Below are 16837 nucleotides of genomic sequence, written 5' to 3'. Positions count from 1 at the left end.
TGTTCGTCGGACTCGCGAACGGGCGCCCATGCGCCACGCGAACGCGGTCCGGTTTCGTCAAACGTCAATTCTGGGCAAAACCCGCGGCGGTTTCCATGTCCACCGCGACGATCCGCGACACGCCCTGCTCCTGCATCGTCACGCCGATCAGCTGCTGCGCCATCTCCATCGCGATCTTGTTGTGCGAGATGAAGAGGAACTGCGTCTTGTCGGACATCGCGCGCACCAGATTCGCGAAACGCTCGGTGTTCGCGTCGTCGAGCGGCGCGTCGACCTCGTCGAGCAGACAGAACGGCGCCGGGTTCAGCTGGAACATCGCGAACACCAGCGCGGTCGCGGTCAGCGCCTTTTCGCCGCCCGACAGCAGGTGGATGGTCGCGTTCTTCTTGCCCGGCGGCTGCGCCATCACCTGCACGCCCGCATCGAGGATCTCGTCGCCCGTCATGATCAGCTTCGCCTGGCCGCCGCCGAACAGGCGCGGGAACAGGTCGCTGAAGTGACGGTTGACCTCGTCGAAGGTGCCCTGCAGCAGTGTGCGGGTTTCCTGGTCGATCTTGTGGATCGCATCCTCGAGCGTCGTGATCGCGTCGGTCAGGTCGGCCGACTGCGCATCGAGGAACACCTTGCGCTCGCTCGCGGCCTTCAGTTCGTCGAGCGCGGCCATGTTGACCGGCCCCAGCGCGTTGATCGCGTTGTTCAGGCGCGTGACCTCGCCCTGCAGATACGACGGCTTCAGGTCCGGCGTCAGCTTCTCGCGCAGCGCTTCCTCGTCGACCTCGGCCGCCGCGAGCTGCTCGGCGAACTGCTCGACGGACAGGCGCGCGGCCTGCTCCTTCAGCTGCAGCTCGGTGATGCGGTCCCGCAGCGGCTGCAGCGAACGCTCGGCGACGAGACGCTGCTCGTCCGAAGCGCGCAGCTTTGCCGTCAGGTCGTCGAGTTCGATCCGCGCGGCCTGCAACGCCTCTTCCTTCACCGCGCGAATTTCGAGCGCATCCTGCAGGCCCGTGTGCGCGGTCTGCTCGTTGATCGTTTCGAGTTCGGCGCGCGCATCTTCCAGCGACGCGGCGACGCGCTCGCTCTGCTCGTGCGCGACCTGGATGCTGCGCTTGAGCTCGTCGATCCGCGTGACCGCGTTGCGCGCGGCAAAGCGTGCGTCGTTCGCGCCGCGCTCGAGGTCGCGCGCTTCCTGGCGCGCCTGCGTCAGCGATTCGTCGAGCGCCTCGAATGCGAGCTGGTTGTCCTCGAAGCGCGCCTGCAGTTCGGCGAGTTCGCCGTCGAAACGCTCGAAATTCGCTTCCGATTCCGCGCGCAGCGCGCGCTGCTCGTCGATCTGCGCGCCGATTTCCTCGAGCTCCTCGCGGATCTGCGTGCTGCGCTGCGTGTAGCGCTCATGCGCCTGCGCGAGCTTCAGCACGTCCATCTGCAGTGCGTGCACGCGCTGCGTCGCGCGTTCGGCCTGCGCGCGCACGTCACCGAGCGCCTGCGTGGCCTGCGTGTGGGCGGCCTCCGCCCGCACGGCGGCGGTGCGGGCCTCGTCGGCGAGCAGCGCCTGCGCGCGCACCTGGCGCGTCAGGTTCTCGATTTCCTGCTGGCGGGCCAGCATCCCGGCCTGCTCCGAATCGGCCGCGTACAACTGCACGCCGACACGCGTGACGATGTGGCCGGCCTTGACGACGAACGCGCCGCCTGCCGGCAGTTGCGCGCGCGTCGCGAGCGCCTGCGCGACGTCGTCGGCGACGTATACGTTGCCGAGCCAGTCGTTCAGCACCGCACGGATGCCCGCATCGTCGATGCGCACGAGCGACAGCACCGGGCGCAGCCCGGCCGCGGCCGCCGGCGGCTCACCTGCCGCGGGCGGCGCGTAGAACGCGAGCTTCGCGGGCGGCGCATCCGTCGCGAACGCCTTCACCCAGTCGAGATTCGACACTTCGAGCGCCGCCAGGCGCTCGCGCAGCACGGCCTCGAGCGCGGCTTCCCAGCCAGCCTCGACGTGCAGCTTCTTCCAGAGACGCGGCAGCGCGCCGAGCTCGTGCTTGTCGAGCCACGGCTGGATCTTGCCTTCGGTCTGCACGTTCTCCTGCAGCTGCTTGAGCGCGGCGAGCCGCGCCTCGAGCTGGTGGATCTGCGCGCTTTCGGCCTGCACGCGCTCCTGTGCGGCACGGCGTTCGCCGTCGAGGCGCGGCAGCGCGTCCTGCGCATCGGTCAGGCGTGCCTGGGCTTCCGCGAGAATCTCTTCCTGCTCGGCGAGTTGCATGCGCAACTCCTCGAGCTGCGCTTCGTCCGGCGCGTCGAGCCCGCCCGCCTCGGACTTCAGGCGCTCGTGGCGCTGCTGAAGCTGCTGGAGCTGCTGGTCCGCATTGCGCTGGTGCGCGGCCTCGAGCTTCAGCGACTGTTCGGTCTGCGCGATCCGCGCGCGCTCGTCGTTGAGCTGCGCCTGCGCATCGCGCCATTTCGCCTCGAGCGCCGGCAGCGCGTCGTGCTTCGCGGCCGCGTTGTCTTCAGCGAGCGCGGCCTTCTCGTCGGCCATCGCCCGCGCCTCTTCGGCTTCCTCGAGCTCGTCCTGCGCCTTCTCCGCCTGCGCGCGCCATTGCTCGCGCTGCGCGTTCAGCGCGGCGATCTGCGCCTGCACGCGGTTGCGCGATTCGACGATGAACTTGATCTCGGCCTCGAGGCGGCTCACTTCGGCGTTCGCCTCGTAGAGCGCGCCCTGCGCGCCCTGCATCGCGTCGCTCGCCGAATAATGCGCGACCCGCAACGTCTCGAGCTGCGACTCGACCTCGCGCAGCTTCGCCGTCTGCGCCTCGAGGTCGATCTGCGCCTGCTCGATCGCGCGCTGCTGCTTCTGCTGCTCGCTCGCGGCCTCGTTCTTGCGCAGCAGCCACAACAGGCGCTGCTTCTCCTCGCCGTCGGCGACGAGTTCCTTGTATTTGGTCGCGACGACGGCCTGCGCCTCGAGTTTCTCGAGGTTGGCGCCGAGCTCGCGGACGATGTCCTCGACGCGCGTCAGGTTCTCGCGCGTGTCGTGCAGGCGGTTCTCGGTCTCGCGGCGGCGCTCCTTGTACTTCGACACGCCCGCGGCTTCCTCGAGGAACACGCGCAACTCTTCCGGCTTCGCCTCGATGATCCGCGCGATCATGCCCTGGCCGATGATCGCGTATGCGCGTGGGCCGAGGCCCGTGCCGAGGAAGATGTCCTGGATGTCGCGGCGGCGCGCCGGCAGGTTGTTGATGTAGTAGCTCGACGTGCCGTCGCGCGTCAGCACGCGCTTCACGGCGATCTCGCCGTACTGGCCCCACTGCCCGGCCGCGCGGCCGTCGGAGTTGTCGAAGATCAGTTCGACGCTGGCCCGGCTGCCGGGCTTGCGTGCGGTCGAGCCGTTGAAGATCACGTCCTGCATCGACTCGCCGCGCAGCTCGGACGCGCGCGACTCGCCGAGCACCCAGCGCACGGCATCGATGATGTTGGACTTGCCGCACCCGTTCGGGCCCACCACGCCGACAAGCTGGCCCGGAACCTGGAAATGCGTGGGATCGACAAAGGATTTGAAGCCAGCGAGTTTGATCGAGCTCAGACGCACGGCGGTATCGGATGTGAAGAAGGTGTGAAACGGACGGGGCCACGACGCGCGGGGCCGGACGGCCCGTGCGCGCGATGCGCCCCGGAATTCAAAAGCGGGGCCGCGCGCATCCAGCGTTGGGCCCCGCAAACGGCTTCCATCATACCATCGCGCGTGCGCCGTCCCGCCCGTCGCCGGGTTTGCCCGACGCCGGCGCGGCACGATGGACCCGGCTCGACAGCAGCGTCGCCAGCACGATGCACGCACCGCCTGCCCACTCGCGCGCCGTCGGCAGTTCGTTCGCGAACACCCACGCGGACAGCGCGGTGATCACGATCTCGAACAGCATGATGATCGACGCGCGATTCGCCGGGACGCGCGCGAGGCCATATTGCACGAGCAGGTTGTTCGCCGCCATCGTCACGCCGATCGCGGCGACGATCAGCGCGGCGACGCCGAGCTGGCCGCCCGCAGGCGCGGCCGGCAGCCCCTCGAACAGCGATGCGATCGCGCCGAACACCGCTGCGCCGCCGAACAGCGTCGCCGTGCGCATTTCGGCGCGCATGTCCGGCAGCTCGCGGCTCGCCTTGATCACGAGCACGTTGCTCATCGCGAAACTCAGGCCGGCCGCGAGCCCCGCCCATTCGGCCGGATTGGCCGGCAGCGGCATGCCGAGGTTCGGCGACCACAGCATCAGCATGGCGCCGCCGATCGACAGCGCCGCGAGCCCCACGCCGGCCCTGGTCAGCCGCTCGCGCAGCAGGAAATGCGCGTAGATCGCGGTCCAGGCGGGGGTCAGGTAGAACAGCAGCATGACGCGCAGCACTTCGCCGTGGATCGTGCCCCACACGAAGCCGAGGTTCGTCACGCCCGCCGTGATCGCGATGCCTGGCAGCACCCAGTGCCAGCGCAGCGTGGCGATCGTGCGGTGCCGCACGACAACCACGAACAGGAAAGCGACGGCGCTCGTCAGCGCGCTCGCCAGCGTGCCGGTGAGCCCGAGCGACGCGAGGATCCGCAGCGGATACCAGATCAGGCCCCATACCGACGCGCCGATCAGGATGGCCAGCGTCGGCAGGCTGCCGCGTACCGCGTTGTTCATTGTTCGATACCCTTTATTCGACCGGCCCGGCCGCCGTTCCGGCGGGCCGTGACCGCATTGCATCACGCTATAATCGTCGGCTGCGACCCACGCGCCGTAGGCGCCCGCTCGCTGCCGTGCGGCACCCGCGCCGCCCCTTTCGCTCCAACCGGCCGCGATGGCCGCTTCGCCCGTGAACCCTCGACTCGACTCGCTCCAGCCCTATCCCTTCGAAAAGCTGCGCGCCCTGTTCAAGGACGTGACGCCCTCCGCCGGCCTGAAACCGATCAGCTTCGGCATCGGCGAGCCCAAGCACCCGACTCCGGCGCTGATCCGCGACGCCGTGGTTGCTTCACTCGACGGCCTCGCGTCGTATCCGGCCACGGCGGGCTCGGACGCGCTGCGCACGTCGATCGCACACTGGCTGGAACGCCGCTACGGGCTGCCGGCGATCGACCCGGCCACGCAGGTGCTGCCCGTGTCGGGGTCGCGCGAGGCGTTGTTCTCGCTCGCGCAAACGGTGATCGACGCACGCACGACCACGGACGGCAAGAAGGCGATCGTACTCTGTCCGAATCCGTTCTATCAAATTTACGAAGGCGCGGCGCTGCTGGCCGGTGCCGAACCCTATTTCGCGAACAGCGACCCGGCGCGCAACTTCGCGTGCGACTACGCGGCCGTGCCCGATGAAGTCTGGGCGCGCACTCAGCTGCTGTACGTGTGCTCGCCGGGCAACCCGACGGGTGCCGTGCTGACGCTCGACGACTGGCGCGAGCTGTTCGCGCTGTCCGACCGCCACGGTTTCGTGATTGCGTCCGACGAGTGCTATTCGGAGATCTATTTCGACGAAGCGGCGCCGCCGCTCGGCGGCCTCGAGGCCGCGCACCGTCTCGGTCGCGGCTTCGAGCGGCTCGTGATGCTGTCGAGCCTGTCGAAGCGCTCGAACGTGCCGGGTATGCGCTCGGGCTTCGTCGCCGGCGACGCCGCGCTACTGAAGAAATTCCTGCTCTACCGCACGTACCACGGCGCCGCGCTGTCGCCGGTCTGGCAGCACGCGAGCATCGCCGCGTGGAACGACGAGGCGCATGTACGCGAAAACCGCGCACTGTATTTGCAGAAGTTCAGCACGGTCACGCCGATGCTGGCCGACGTGATCGACGTGAAGCTGCCCGACGCCGCGTTCTACCTGTGGGCCAACGTGTCGCGCACCGGGCTGTCGGACACCGAGTTCGCCCGCCGCCTGTACGCCGACTATAATGTGACGGTTCTGCCCGGCTCGTACCTGGCGCGCGATGCGCACGGCACGAATCCGGGCCGCGATTTCATCCGGATCGCGCTCGTCGCGGGCACCCCCGAATGCGTCGAGGGCGCGCAACGCATCGTCGATTTCTGCCGGGCTCTCGCGCGGTAATCGTCCATCCCGATCAATTCCATTCATCTCCTGCGAAAACGAACATGTCGCAACAACTTCAGCAAATCATCGATACCGCCTGGGAAAACCGCGCCGAGCTGTCGCCGAAGGCCGCGCCCGCCGACGTCCGCGAGGCCGTCGCGCACGCGATCGAGCAACTCGACAAGGGTGCGCTGCGCGTCGCCGAGAAGATCGACGGCAACTGGACCGTGCACCAGTGGCTGAAGAAGGCCGTGCTGCTGTCGTTCCGCCTGGAGGACAACGCACCGATGCCGGCCGGCGGCTACTCGCAGTTCTACGACAAGGTGCCGTCGAAGTTCGCGAACTACACGGCCGAAGACTTCGCCGCGGGCGGCTTCCGCGTCGTGCCGCCGGCCATCGCGCGCCGCGGCTCGTTCATCGCGAAGAACGTCGTGCTGATGCCGTCGTACACCAACATCGGCGCGTACGTCGACGAAGGCACGATGGTCGACACGTGGGCCACGGTCGGCTCGTGCGCGCAGATCGGCAAGAACGTGCACCTGTCGGGCGGCGTCGGCATCGGCGGCGTGCTCGAGCCGCTGCAGGCGAACCCCGTCATCATCGAGGACAACTGCTTCATCGGCGCGCGCTCGGAAGTCGTCGAAGGCGTGATCGTCGAGGAGAACTCCGTGATCTCCATGGGCGTGTACCTCGGCCAGAGCACGAAGATCTACGATCGCGAAACGGGTGAAGTCAGCTATGGCCGCATCCCGGCCGGCTCGGTCGTCGTCGCCGGCAACCTGCCGTCGAAGGACGGCTCGCACAGCCTGTACTGCGCGGTGATCGTGAAGAAGGTCGACGCGAAGACTCGCGCCAAGGTCGGCCTGAACGAGCTGCTGCGAGGCGACTGATGGCCAAGCCGCGCACCGTGGTCGTCTACGGCATTCCGAACTGCGACACCGTGAAGAAGGCCCGCGTGTGGCTCGACGATCACGGCGTCGAGTTCGAGTTCCACGACTTCAAGAAGCTCGGCGTCAGCGCACCGCTCGTCGAGGACTGGCTGAAGGACGTGTCGCTCGACGCGCTCGTCAACAAGCGCGGCACGACGTGGCGCGGCCTGGACGATGCGATGAAGGCTGCCGCGGAAACGAAGTCCGGCGCGGTTGCGCTGATGATCCACAAGCCGTCGGTCATCAAGCGCCCCGTGCTCGTCGTCAACGGCCGCGTGAAATCGCTCGGTTTCGTGGCCGATCAGTACGCGGCGCTGTTTGCCGCCTAGGGCCGCCCGCGCTGCGCCCGCGCCGCGCACGACGTCCCCTCGCTGCCGGCCACCGCGCCGGCATTTTTTATCGAAAGTGGTCCGAACCATGTCCGCCACCCTAGCCCTTACCGAACAGCTGATCGCCCGCGCGTCCGTCACGCCCGACGACCAGCATTGCCAGCAGATCATGACCGAGCGCCTCGCCGCGCTCGGCTTCGAATGCGAGACCATCGCGTCGCACGGCGTGACCAACCTGTGGGCCGTCAAGCGCGGCACCGACGGCCGCGACGGCAAGCTGCTCGCGTTCGCGGGCCACACCGACGTCGTGCCGACCGGCCCGCTCGAGCAGTGGACCTCGCCGCCGTTTATTCCCGCACATCGCGACGGCAAGCTGTACGGCCGCGGCGCGGCCGACATGAAGACGTCGCTCGCGGCGTTCGTCGTCGCCTCCGAGGAATTCGTCGCGGCCCACCCCGGCCATCGCGGCGCGATCGCGTTCCTGATCACGAGCGACGAGGAAGGCCCGGCCACCGACGGCACCGTGAAGGTCGTCGAGCTGCTCGAAGCACGCGGCGAACGCCTCGACTACTGCATCGTCGGCGAGCCGACGTCGACCGCCGAACTCGGCGACGTCGTGAAGAACGGCCGACGCGGCTCGATGTCGGGCGAACTGATCGTCAAGGGCGTGCAGGGCCACATCGCATACCCGCACCTCGCGAAGAACCCGATCCACCTGCTCGCGCCGGCGCTCGCCGAGCTCGCCGCCGAACAGTGGGACGAAGGCAATGAATACTTCCCGCCGACCACCTGGCAGGTGTCGAACCTGCATGCAGGCACCGGCGCGACCAACGTGATTCCCGGCCACGCGGACCTGATGTTCAACTTCCGCTTTTCGACGGCGAGCACCGTCGAGGGCCTGCAGGCACGCGTGCATGCGATTCTCGACAAGCACGGCCTCGAGTACACGCTGAGGTGGTCGGTGAGCGGCCTGCCGTTCCTCACGCCGCGCGGCGACCTGTCGAACGCGCTGGAGAACGCGATCCGCGCCGAAACCGGCCTCACGACCGAACTGTCGACGACGGGCGGCACGTCCGACGGGCGCTTCATCGCGCGCATCTGCCCGCAGGTGATCGAGTTCGGCCCGCCGAACGGCAGCATCCACAAGATCGACGAACACATCGACGTGCGCTTCGTCGACCCGCTGAAGAACGTGTACCGCCGCGTGCTCGAACAACTGATTGCCTGATGGAGCCTCGCATGACGACACCTTTTGCAACCGTTCGCGACCTGCTGCGCTATGCGGTCACGCGCTTCTCGAAGGCGAAGCTCGCGTTCGGCCACGGCTCGGACAACGCGTACGATGAAGCCGCCTACCTCGTGCTGCACACGCTCGACCTGCCGCTCGACACGCTCGAGCCGTTCCTCGACGCTCGCCTGCTGCCCGACGAAATCGCGGCCGTGCTCGCAGTGATCGAACGACGCGCGACCGATCGCGTGCCGGCCGCGTATCTCACGCATGAAGCGTGGATGCACGGCCACCGCTTCTATGTCGACGAGCGCGTGATCGTGCCGCGCTCGTTCATCGGCGAGCTGCTCGACGACGGGCTGCAGCCGTACGTCGCCGATCCCGAACAGGTCAGCGCGGTGCTCGAGCTGTGCACCGGCTCCGGCTGCCTCGCGATCCTCGCGGCCAGCGCGTTCCCGAATGCCGAGATCGACGCGGTCGACCTGTCCGAGAAGGCACTCGAAGTCGCCGGGATCAACGTGCACGACTACGGCCTCGACGATCGCATCACGCTGCATCACGGCGACCTCTACGCGCCGCTGCCCGCGTTCCGCGCCGAGCCCGACACGCGCTACGACGTGATCCTGACGAATCCGCCGTACGTGAACGCAACGTCGATGGCAGCCCTGCCGCCCGAATACCGGCACGAGCCGGAGATGGCGCTTGCGGGCGGCGACGATGGCATGGACATCGTGCGGCGCATCATCGCCGAAGCGCACAAGTGGCTGCACGACGACGGCGTGCTCGTCGTCGAGATCGGCAACGAGCGCGAGCACGTCGAAGCCGCGTTCGGCGGCCTCGAGCTCACGTGGCTGCCCACCAGCGCGGGCGACGACGCCGTGTTCCTGATCCAGGCGTCGGACCTGCCGCGCAAGGCCTGACGGCACGTCACGACCGAACCGTGCGGTACGGCACACCGCTGTCCCGCACGGTTCGGTAAGATGCGCGTAAGCGGCCGTCGCGCCGCACGACTTCAGGAGTCCGTCACGCGCCCATGACCCTCGACTGGCTACACCTCGGCACCCTGATCCTGGCCATCCACGTGCTCGGGATCATCGCGGCGTGTCACGCGATCTTGAACACGCGCACGTCGCAAGGCGCGATCGCGTGGGCCGTGTCGCTCGCCGCGATGCCGTACCTGACGCTCATCCCCTACCTGTTCCTCGGCCGCAGCAAGTTCTCCGGCTACGTCGACGCGCGGCGCCACGAGATGGAAGCGCTGCGCACGCACACGCCGCGCACGCCGTGGCACGATGCGGACGCAACCGACGGGCTGGCCGCCGACGCGATCGGCCGGGCTGCCGTGATCGCGCTCACGCGGCTGGGCGGAATGCCGTTCGTCGGCGGCAATGCGGTGCGCACGCTCGTAAACGGCGATGCAACCTTCTCAGCGATCCTGTCGGCGATCGACGCCGCGCGTGATTATGTGGTCGTGCAGTTCTTCATCGTGCGCGACGACGCGCTCGGCCAGACGTTGCGCGACGCGCTGCTCGCCCGCGCCGCGGCCGGCGTGCGCTGCTACCTGCTGTACGACAGCATCGGCAGCTTCGACCTGCCGCACAGCTACGTCGACACGTTGCGCCGCGGCGGCGTCGAGGTCCATCCGTTCGCGACCCACCGCAAGTTCGTCAACCGCTTCCAGCTCAACTTTCGCAACCATCGCAAGATCGTCGTCGTCGACGGCAATCGCGCATTCGTCGGCGGCCTCAACGTCGGCGTCGAATATCTCGGGGCGAACCGCCGCCTGTCGCCGTGGCGCGACACCCATATCGAAATCCACGGCCCGGTGGTGGCCAGCATTCAGTACGTATTCGCCGAAGACTGGCACTGGGCCACGCAGACGCTGCCGCCGCTCGCAGCGCCGCCGGAGGCGCTACCCGACGACGCGATGCATTGCCTCGTCGTGCCGATGGGGCCAGCCGACAAACAGGAAACCGGCTCGCTGTTCTTCGTCGAGGCGATCAACACCGCGCGCGAACGGGTCTGGATCACGACGCCATATCTCGTGCCCGACGAAGCGGTGATCGCCGCGCTGAAGCTCGCGGTGATGCGCGGCGTCGACGTGCGCATCCTGATCCCGAGCCGGCGCGACCACTACGTCGTGTTCGAGGCGTCCAGGCTCTATGCCCGCGATCTCGTCGACGCGGGCGTCAAGGTGTTCCGCTACCGACCCGGCTTCCTGCACCAGAAGGTCGTGCTGATCGACCGCGTCGCCGCCGCGATCGGCAGCGCGAATCTCGACAACCGCTCGTTCCGGCTCAACTTCGAAATCATGGTACTGACCGTCGATCGCACGTTCGCCGACGAGGTCGAGGCGATGCTCGACGCCGATTTCGCGCAGGCCTACGAAGTCGATGCGAACGAGTATCGGCACTCGCCCGCGTGGCGGCGCATCGCGATGCATGTCGCGCGCCTGTTCGCGCCGATCCTGTAGCGGCCGCGCGAGCGCCGGACGTGCACCGCCTGGATGACGGCACATGCTTTCACGGTATTCGGCTCGGCGCCACGGCCACTGCCCGTTCGGCCCGGACAGCCCGGTCGCCCCTTCACTGCGTTACAACAGCTTGTCGATATCCGCCGCGATTTCCTCCGGCTTCGTCGACGGCGCGTAGCGCTTGACGATCCGCCCGTCACGGTCGATCAGGAATTTCGTGAAATTCCACTTGATCGCCTTGAGGCCAAGGATGCCGGGCGCCTCGTCAGTCAGGTAGCGGTACAGCGGATGCGCGTGGTCGCCCTTCACGTCAATCTTCGCGAACATCGGAAACGTGACGCCGTAGTTGCGCTCGCAGAATGCGCCGATCTGCGTGGCGTCGCCCGGCTCCTGCTTGCCGAACTGGTTGCACGGGAAGCCGAGCACGAAGAAACCGCGCGCCGCGTACTGGTCGTACAGCTTCTGCAGGCCCGCATACTGCGGCGTGAAACCACACTCGCTTGCGGTATTGACGATCAGCAGCACCTTGCCGCGGAACGCATCGAGCGACGCCGGTTCACCGGCGAGCGTCTCTGCGCTGAACGAATACAGGCTGGACATCGGGCACTCCTTTTACGAAACCGGATCGATGTGGAGTCTAGGCCAAATCGCGCCGTTGCGGCACCTGCCGAACGGCCGATATCCGGGGCGACGCGCGCGCAGTCTAGAATAGCGGTTTTGGTCAGTCATTCCTGCCGTGATTCGTTTCAATCAGTTCAGCCTTGCGCGCGGCACCAAGCCGCTGTTCGAATCGGCCTCGTTCGTGCTCAATCCCGGCGAAAAGGCCGGCCTGATCGGTGCGAACGGCGCCGGCAAATCGACGCTGTTCTCGGTCCTGCGCGGCGAGCTGCATTCCGACGGCGGCGATTTCGCGATGCCGCCGTCGTGGCGGATCGCCCATGTGTCGCAGGAAACGCCCGCCGTCGACCGTTCGGCGCTCGACTACACGCTCGATGGCGACACCGCGCTGCGCGAGATCGAAGCGCGCATCGCCGCCGCCTCGGCCGCGCATGACGGCGCGGCCGAGGCCGATGCGCATGCGGCCTTCGCCGATGCCGACGGCTATACCGCACCGGCGCGCGCCGAAGCGCTGCTGCTCGGCCTCGGCTTCACGCTCGCGCAGACGCGCGAGTCGGTCGCCAGCTTCTCCGGCGGCTGGCGCATGCGGCTGAACCTCGCACAGGCGCTGATGTGCCGCTCCGACCTGCTGCTGCTCGACGAACCGACCAACCACCTCGACCTCGACGCGATCGTCTGGCTCGAGGACTGGCTGCATCGCTACGCCGGCACGCTCGTCGTGATTTCGCACGACCGCGAATTCCTCGACTCGATCTGCAACGTCACACTGCATCTGGAAAATCGCCAGGTGAAGCGCTACGGCGGCAATTACTCGCAGTTCGAGGTGCTGCGTGCGCAGCAACTGGCGTTGCAGCAAAGCGCATATGAAAAGCAGCAGAAAACGATCGAGCACCTGCAGAGCTTCGTCGACCGCTTCAAGGCCAAGGCGACCAAGGCCAAGCAGGCGCAAAGCCGGATGAAGGCGCTCGAGAAGATGGAGCTGATCGCGCCCGCGCACATCGCATCGCCGTTCACCTTCGAGTTCCGTACGCCTGATGCCGCGCCGAATCCGATGATGGTGATGGAAGATGTCCGCTGCGGCTACCATGCCGACGACGGCACGGACATCCCGATCGTCGAACGCGTGGCGCTGTCGATCCAGAACGGCCAGCGCATCGGCCTGCTCGGCGCGAACGGCCAGGGCAAGTCGACGCTGATCAAGACGCTGGCCGGCACACTCGCGCCACTGTCGGGCCACGTGCGCGACGGCAAGGGGCTGACGATCGGCTATTTCGCGCAGCACCAGCTCGAAACGCTGCGCGAGGACGATTCGCCGCTCGCGCATCTCGCACGGCTCGCTCCCGATACGCGAGAGCAGGAACTGCGCGATTTCCTCGGCGGCTTCAATTTCTCGGGCGACATGGCGACGAGCCCGGTCGGCCCGTTCTCGGGCGGCGAGAAAGCGCGGCTCGCGCTCGCGCTGATCATCTGGCAGAAGCCGAACCTGCTGCTACTCGACGAACCGACCAACCACCTCGACCTCGAAACGCGTCACGCGCTGACGATGGCGCTCGCTCAGTTCGAAGGCACGCTGATCCTCGTCTCGCACGACCGCCACCTGCTGCGCGCGACCACCGACCAGTTCATGCTTGTCGCGAAGCACCGTCTGCAGCCGTTCGACGGCGATCTCGACGATTACCGCGACTGGCTGCTGCAGCATGCGGCCGAGCAGCGCGCGGCCGCAAAGGCCGACAGCGCGGCGGCAGCGGGCGCGGACCCGGGTGTCAACCGCAAGGATCAGAAACGTCTGGCGGCCGAGGAGCGCCAGCGGCTGTCGCAGTTGAAGAAGCCGCTGCAGAACCGCATCACGAAGCTCGAAAAGGAAATGGAAACGCTGCACGCGGAGAAGGCGCGCCTCGACGCGTTCGTCGCGGATCCGGCGAGCTACGAGGCCGCGCGCAAGACAGAACTGACCGACGCGATCCGCAAGCTCGGCGACGTCAATACCCGGCTCGAAACGGTCGAGGCGGACTGGCTCGCCGTGCAGGAAGAGCTCGAGCAGATCGGCTGACCACAGCCCGGGCGCCGCCGGCCGATCGCTTCATCGGCCACGCGCGGCATCTCCGGGAGCGTCAATGCCCGGCGCAACCGGGCGGGTGCGTCGGGCCCGGAAACGACAAGGCCGGGCACCCAGGCCCGGCCTTGTCGTCATTGTCGCGTTCGCCGTTGCTGCGTCGGCCGTCCGTCGGCCCCGCCGCCCGCTCAACGCCGCGGCAACGTATCGCGCGGCATCTGCTCGTCGTCGTCCATCAGATGACGTCGCCCTTCGGTCGGCCGGCGGATCGCCGCGGCGACCTCCGCTTCCGTTACGTCCTCGGACACGACCCGGCGCGCGAGGCGCCCTTCGTCGTCGATCCACTCGACGATCCGACATCCACCGCCCCACGGCTGAACGATCGGCTCCGACACGCGGCAGCCCCGCAGGTTGTAACTGCGTCCGCCCGACGTTTCCCCATACTGTTTGAACATAGGTTCCCTTCACATTGCGCGGTTCGACAATCCGGCAAAGGATAGGGAAAAGCGATGTCCGGCGGGTTACATCAGCCTACATATTCTTTACAACGAATTACGCGACAGATCGCGGTCGGCCGGCACGCGCGGGTGCCAGCCACGCACGGTCATTCGAGATCGCGCACGCGGTCGATGGCCTGCTCGATCCGCTCGACGGCCATCACGTTCAGCCCTTCGATCGGCTGTTTCGGCGCATTCGCCTTCGGGATCAGCGCCGCGGTGAAACCGAGTTTCGCCGCCTCGCGCAGCCGCTCCTGCCCGCGCGGAGACGGCCGAATCTCGCCCGCCAGCCCCACTTCGCCGAACACGATCAGGCCCTTCGGCAGCGCCTTGTTGCGCATCGACGAATGGATCGCGAGCAGCACCGCGAGGTCGGCGGCCGGTTCGGTGATCTTCACGCCACCCACCGCGTTCAGGAACACGTCCTGATCGAAACACGCGATGCCCGCGTGCCGATGCAGCACCGCGAGCAGCATCGCGAGCCGGTTCTGTTCGAGGCCGACCGCGAGCCGGCGCGGGTTCGGCACGTGGGCCGTATCGACGAGCGCCTGGATTTCGACGAGCAGCGGGCGCGTGCCCTCCTGGGTGACGAGCACGCAGGAACCCGGCACGACCTGCTCGTGCTGCGACAGGAACAGCGCGGACGGGTTCGCGACACCGCGCAGCCCGCGCTCGGTCATCGCGAACACGCCGAGTTCGTTGACCGCGCCGAAGCGGTTCTTGAACGCGCGCACGAGCCGGAACGACGAATGGGTGTCGCCCTCGAAGTACAGCACCGTATCGACGATGTGCTCGAGCACGCGCGGGCCGGCGAGGTTGCCCTCCTTCGTCACGTGCCCGACCATGATGATCGCGGTGCCGGACTGCTTCGCGATGCGCGTGAGCTGCGCCGCGCACTCGCGCACCTGGGCCACCGAACCGGGCGCCGACGTCAGCGCTTCGGAATAGACGGTCTGGATCGAGTCGATGACGGCGACGTCCGGCCGTTCCGCGTCGATCGCGGCCTGGATCTTCTCGAGCTGGATTTCGGCGAGCAGCTTCAGCTCGGCCGCCGGCGCGCCGCCGTCGAGCAGCGCGAGCCGTTGCGCGCGCAACGCGATCTGCGCAGCCGATTCCTCGCCGCTGATATAGAGTGCACGACGCTCGCTGGCGATGTCCGCGAGCGACTGCAGCAATAGCGTCGACTTGCCGATGCCCGGATCGCCGCCGATCAGCACGACGCCGCCCGGCACCAGCCCGCCGCCCAGCACGCGGTCGAATTCGCCGATGCCGGTGGAGAAGCGCGGCACGTCGGCCGCCTCGATGTCGACGAGCCGCTGCACGGGCGCCCGCTTCGCGAGCGACTGGAAGCGATGGGCTGCCGGCGACTCGGCGACCGATTCGACGAGCGTGTTCCAGGCCTGGCAAGACGGGCATTGCCCCTGCCACTTCGGGGTTTGTCCGCCGCACTCGCTGCAGACGTAGACGGTTTTCTGTTTGGCCACGCGTGCTGCCCTTATTCCGCACGCACCGGCACGCGGCCGGCGACCGCGCACATCAATTCATAGCCGATGGTCCCGCAATGGCGCGCGACGTCGTCGATCGGCAGCGCGTTGCCCCACAGCTCGACCCGCGCACCGACCCCGGCCTGCGGGCATGGCGTCAGGTCGACGGTAATCATGTCCATCGACACGCGGCCGACGATCCGTGTGCGGATCCCGTCGACGATCACCGGCGTGCCCTCGGGCGCGACGCGCGGATAGCCGTCCGCATAGCCGCAGGCGACGACGCCGATGCGCATCGGCGCCTGCGCGGAGAACGTCGAACCGTAGCCGATCGCCTGCCCCTTCGCGATCGTCTGCACGGCGATCAACTCGGACGCGAGCGTCATCGCAGGCTTCAGGCCCGTGTCGGCAATGTCGGCCGACAGCCCCGACGGCGATGCGCCATACAGGACGATCCCCGGCCGCACCCAGTCGAAGTGCGTATCCGGATGCCACAGCACGGCCGCCGAATTCGCGAGGCTGCGCGCACCGGCGATGTTTTCCGCGCCGCGCTCGAACGTCGCGAGCTGCTCGGCGACGCCACGCTCGTTGTCGGCGTCCGAAAAATGGGTCATCAACGTGATCTGGCCGATGCCGGGGCACGCACGGGCGCGCTCCCACGCGGCGCGGTATTTCTCCGGCGTGTAACCCAGCCGGTTCATCCCGCTGTTCATCTTGAGCTGCACGTTGACGGGCTTCGACAGCCGCGCCGTCTCGAGCATCCGCATCTGCTCGTCGTTGTGGACGGTGGTCGTCAGGCTGTAGCGATCGATCACGTCGATGTCGGTCGAGCGGAAGAACCCTTCGAGCAGCAGGATCGGGCCGGCCCAGCCGAGCTCGCGCAGTTTCACGGCCTCGTCGAGGTCGAGCAGGCCGAAGCCGTCGGTGCCGCGCAGGCCGGGAAACACGCGCGCGAGACCGTGGCCGTACGCGTTGGCCTTGACGACCGCCCAGACCTTGGACGGGCCGGCAAAACGGCGGACGACAGAGAGATTGCTCGCGAGAGCGGCGGTATGGATGGTGGCGGAGATCGGGCGCGGCATGGGAAATTTACGTAAAGACGCTTGCGAATCATCAGCTTACCGCGCCTTTTGAGCACCGAAGCCGACAATTTGCGGAACGATCGGGGAATCTTGCTAGTCCGAATTGCCGTATTT

Annotated in this window: 13 protein-coding genes; 7 read left to right on the top strand and 6 right to left on the bottom strand. The window is 67.6% G+C overall.

Annotated features, from left to right (window positions below; genetic code table 11):
• Positions 1 to 64: 64 nt before the first annotated feature.
• Together smc and WS66_RS19310 are read right to left on the bottom strand one after the other, a co-directional pair.
• Complete coding sequence (gene smc / locus WS66_RS19315; RefSeq protein ID WP_059599919.1) at positions 65 to 3577, bottom strand: chromosome segregation protein SMC; 3513 nt, start codon at positions 3575 to 3577, stop codon at positions 65 to 67.
• A 139-nt stretch (positions 3578 to 3716) separates the two neighbouring features.
• Entirely contained in the window at positions 3717 to 4658 is a 942-nt protein-coding gene (locus WS66_RS19310) for a DMT family transporter (RefSeq protein WP_059599918.1), read from the bottom strand.
• A 157-nt stretch (positions 4659 to 4815) separates the two neighbouring features.
• Between WS66_RS19310 and dapC the strand changes: the two genes are divergently transcribed.
• The 6 genes from dapC to cls all read left to right on the top strand — a co-directional run bounded on the left by dapC (position 4816) and on the right by cls (position 10989).
• The gene (gene dapC / locus WS66_RS19305) at positions 4816 to 6048 is read left to right on the top strand and encodes a succinyldiaminopimelate transaminase (protein WP_059599917.1); all 1233 of its coding nucleotides are present in this window, start codon (positions 4816 to 4818) and stop codon (positions 6046 to 6048) included.
• Between the two features lie 44 nt (positions 6049 to 6092).
• Complete coding sequence (gene dapD / locus WS66_RS19300; RefSeq protein ID WP_006478479.1) at positions 6093 to 6920, top strand: 2,3,4,5-tetrahydropyridine-2,6-dicarboxylate N-succinyltransferase; 828 nt, start codon at positions 6093 to 6095, stop codon at positions 6918 to 6920.
• Positions 6920 to 7288 carry an ArsC family reductase gene (locus tag WS66_RS19295; RefSeq protein WP_044847939.1) on the top strand — a complete coding sequence of 123 codons (369 nt, stop codon included), beginning with the start codon at positions 6920 to 6922 and terminating at the stop codon, positions 7286 to 7288. Before dapD ends, WS66_RS19295 begins: the two co-directional genes overlap by 1 nt.
• Before the next feature lie 88 nt (positions 7289 to 7376).
• Complete coding sequence (dapE, locus tag WS66_RS19290) at positions 7377 to 8516, top strand: succinyl-diaminopimelate desuccinylase (protein ID WP_059599916.1); 1140 nt, start codon at positions 7377 to 7379, stop codon at positions 8514 to 8516.
• Positions 8517 to 8527: 11 nt separating this feature from the next.
• On the top strand, positions 8528 to 9436 hold the full coding sequence (prmB, locus tag WS66_RS19285) for a 50S ribosomal protein L3 N(5)-glutamine methyltransferase (protein WP_059599915.1): 909 nt from the start codon (positions 8528 to 8530) through the stop codon (positions 9434 to 9436).
• A 113-nt stretch (positions 9437 to 9549) separates the two neighbouring features.
• Positions 9550 to 10989 carry a cardiolipin synthase gene (gene cls, locus WS66_RS19280; RefSeq protein ID WP_059599914.1) on the top strand — a complete coding sequence of 480 codons (1440 nt, stop codon included), beginning with the start codon at positions 9550 to 9552 and terminating at the stop codon, positions 10987 to 10989.
• A gap of 120 nt (positions 10990 to 11109) precedes the next feature.
• Here cls and WS66_RS19275 read toward each other — a convergent pair whose 3' ends face one another.
• Positions 11110 to 11589, bottom strand: coding sequence for a glutathione peroxidase (locus WS66_RS19275; RefSeq protein WP_059599913.1), 480 nt, complete (start codon positions 11587 to 11589; stop codon positions 11110 to 11112).
• Between the two features lie 136 nt (positions 11590 to 11725).
• Here WS66_RS19275 and WS66_RS19270 point away from each other — a divergent pair, with 136 nt between their 5' ends.
• Positions 11726 to 13657 (top strand): ATP-binding cassette domain-containing protein, encoded by a 1932-nt coding sequence (locus WS66_RS19270; RefSeq protein ID WP_059599912.1) that lies wholly within the window; start codon positions 11726 to 11728, stop codon positions 13655 to 13657.
• A 191-nt stretch (positions 13658 to 13848) separates the two neighbouring features.
• Here the strand turns inward: WS66_RS19270 and WS66_RS19265 are convergent, their stop codons facing one another.
• From WS66_RS19265 to alr, 3 genes are all read right to left on the bottom strand, one after another.
• Positions 13849 to 14115 (bottom strand): DUF2866 domain-containing protein, encoded by a 267-nt coding sequence (locus WS66_RS19265; RefSeq protein WP_059599911.1) that lies wholly within the window; start codon positions 14113 to 14115, stop codon positions 13849 to 13851.
• A gap of 149 nt (positions 14116 to 14264) precedes the next feature.
• Positions 14265 to 15641 (bottom strand): DNA repair protein RadA, encoded by a 1377-nt coding sequence (radA, locus tag WS66_RS19260; RefSeq protein WP_044847946.1) that lies wholly within the window; start codon positions 15639 to 15641, stop codon positions 14265 to 14267.
• A gap of 11 nt (positions 15642 to 15652) precedes the next feature.
• Entirely contained in the window at positions 15653 to 16723 is a 1071-nt protein-coding gene (alr, locus tag WS66_RS19255) for an alanine racemase (RefSeq protein ID WP_059599910.1), read from the bottom strand.
• Positions 16724 to 16837: the final 114 nt, after the last annotated feature.

Origin of the sequence: Burkholderia sp. LA-2-3-30-S1-D2 (genome assembly GCF_001523915.2) — a bacterium.
GTDB classification, from domain to species: Bacteria; Pseudomonadota; Gammaproteobacteria; order Burkholderiales; family Burkholderiaceae; genus Burkholderia; species Burkholderia diffusa.
The sequence above is the reverse complement of the archived record's forward strand: the minus strand, read 5'-3'. Positions and strand labels throughout refer to the sequence as shown.